The organism is Kribbella sp. (genome assembly GCF_035687465.1).
Classification (GTDB): Bacteria; Actinomycetota; Actinomycetes; order Propionibacteriales; family Kribbellaceae; genus Kribbella.
Window position 1 is genome coordinate 1 of record NZ_DASRXP010000177.1, and the last position, 2,599, is coordinate 2,599.

At 66.6% G+C, this 2,599-nt stretch carries 2 protein-coding genes; both read right to left on the reverse strand.

Features of this window, described 5'->3' with window-relative positions; genetic code table 11:
* Window positions 1–549 precede the first annotated feature (549 nt).
* Entirely contained in the window at window positions 550–1,551 is a 1,002-nt protein-coding gene (locus VFG33_RS08950) for a Gfo/Idh/MocA family protein (protein WP_325024368.1), read from the reverse strand.
* 10 nt (window positions 1,552–1,561) lie between these two features.
* On the reverse strand, window positions 1,562–2,599 hold a 1,038-nt coding region (locus tag VFG33_RS08955; RefSeq protein ID WP_325024370.1), incomplete at its 5' end, for a phytanoyl-CoA dioxygenase family protein.

Consider the following 2,599-nt stretch of genomic DNA (forward strand, 5'->3'; position numbering starts at 1 on the left):
CTCGGCTTCCCAACCCACGACTGACTAGTCCCACCCACGACTGACTAGTCCCACCCACGACTGACTAGTCCCACCCACGACTGAAAGGCGTCCCGTTGGGCGCCGGGGTGTAACGTCAAACCAACCCCCGAGGCCTGAGGAGTACCGCGGCGAACACGGCTCGCAGAGCCGGAGCAGCCCATCACACCGAACTCCCAGGAGTGCGCCATGGCCAAGAACAAGGGTGGACGCGAAGTCCGCAAGCCCAAACAACCCAAACAGGCGAAGTCCAACCCGAGCGACAGCGTCATCGTCCCGCCGACCAAGCAGGGTCGTAAGTAACAGCCGCCTGAGCACCAGCTGCCGCCTCGTCAGCCCGTACTGCGCTCCGCGCGTACGGCGGCGAGGCGACCTGCGTCGCCGCCCGCACCACAAACCTCGTTCATTCGTCCCCTTTTCACCCTGAGGCAGCGGGCAGTCATCCGCAGACCCGCGCGGGGTGAAAAGGGGACGAATGAACGAAACCTGTGCCTTGGCCGCCTGCGGTCAGCCGCGGCAGCGCAGTACGGACTAGATCGTGGTGGTCGGGCGCGGGAGCAGGCCGGCGTCGCGGTAGCAGGCGTCGATCAGTTCCATCGTGTCGACGGCGTCGTCCGCGTCGATCGGCAGCGGTGTCCCGTCCCGCAGGTGGGCGGCGAACGCCTCCAGCTGATAGGTGTACGACGACCTCCGACCGAGCTGCTCGACCCAGGTGTCTTCCTTCGTCTTCACCATCAGCCGGTCGTCCTGCTGCGGGAGGACGAAGTTCGGCGCGAACGCCTCGCCCCGGGTGCCGATGATCCGGCAGCTGAAGTCGAGGTCCTCGCCGGCCATGCTGGTCCGGACCGCGCCGGTCGCCCCGTTCGGAAAGACGAGGTCGGCGTTCAGCCACTCGTCCACGCCGGGCAGTCGCTTCCGCTCACCAGCGCGGGCGTTCGCCAGCTTCGGCATCCCGCCACCCCACGGTGCGAGCATCCGCTGCGCATGCAGGGCGTAGCAGCCGACATCCATTACCGCGCCGCCGGCCAGCGCCAGCGACCACCTCGGATCGTCGTCCGCGGGCGGCGGCATCACCATCGTCGTCTCGACGTGCTGCAGTTCACCGAGCTCACCCTTGGCCAGCAATTCGTGCAGTCGCCGCGTCACCGGGTGGAACACGTAGTGGAAGCCCTCCATCAGGACCACTCCGCGTTCCTTCGCTGCGTCCCGCACCTGCGCCGCCTCGACGGCATTACTCGCCGACGGCTTCTCCGTCAGCACATGTTTGCCCGCGGCAATCGCCTTCAGGTTCCACGGTCCGTGCAGCCCGTTCGCCAGCGGGTTGTAGATCGCCTCGACCTCGGGATCGTTGATGACATCGTCATAGCAGGCAAGGACCCGCTCGACCCCGTGCTCGGCGGCGAAGGTCTCCGCGCGGTCCTGGTCGCGCGCGGCGACGGCGACCAGCCGATGGCCGGTCAACCGGGCGGGGTCGGCGATCGCCTTGCCCGCGATCCGGGCGGCGCCGAGGATACCGATGCGAAGCGGTTCCATGCCTTCTCCTTCAGATGTCGTCCGTACGGCGGCGTACTGCGTGCTCGTCGAGGGCCAGCTGCACACGCTCGGCCGGCCAGTCCTCGTCGAGGGCCTGCCGGATCAGTTCGGCCTGGGTCTGCGGCGCGAGTCCGCCGATCGGCTGGTCCCGGTCCAGGTTGGTCGGAAAAGCGTATCCCTCCGCGCTCGCGGCGATCACGTTGTCCAGGGCCGGTACCTTCAGATCCGGGAAGGCGCCATCCTGCCGCAGCGTCCGTAGTACGGGATAGAGGGTGACCGCCATCCGGACCCGGTCGACGGTTTCCATCGCGCGACCGAACGCGGACGAAATCTGCAGGAGATTGGCCATCCTCTTGATATCCGGCGAATGGTTGCTGCCGGCCGCATGGAACAGCGCGGGGTTGAAGAAGACCGCATCGCCCTTCTCCAGCGGTAACTGCACGTGATTGGCGACGAAGTGCTCGCTGAACTCCGGCTGCCGCCAGGCGAGGTAGCCCAGCTCGTACTTGTGTGAGTGCGGCAGGTAGAGCGTCGGTCCGCTCTCGACCGGCATGTCACAGTGTGCGACCGCTCCTTGCAGCGTCAGTGCGCTGGACAACCTGTGCACATGGGCAGGGTAGGCAGCGGCGACCTCGTCCGACTGGAATCCCAGGTGGTAGTCGCGATGTACGGTCTGACCTTCACCTCCTGGATTCACAACGTTCACCTGCGAAGTCACCTGGTACCCCGGTCCGAGCCACGCCTTCGCGATCAGTGCCAGCAGGTCGTTGGCGTAGTAGGCGGCGAAGACCTCAGGATTGCGCAGGGCAAGCTTCTCCAACGCGTTCCAGACCCGGTCGTTCGCACCAGGCTTGGCGAAGTGATCACCCCCAGCAGTCCCGGCTGCCCGCTGATCCTCGATCATCAACCGGAACTCGTTGGTCGCGGCATCGACCACGTCTTTGCCAAAGGCCCCTTTCAGTACGACGATCCCAGGCCCCTCCCCGAGCGCCCTGGCGAACTCCGCCTGCACCTCCCACGGATCCTCCTTCCGGATCCGCACCGCGTC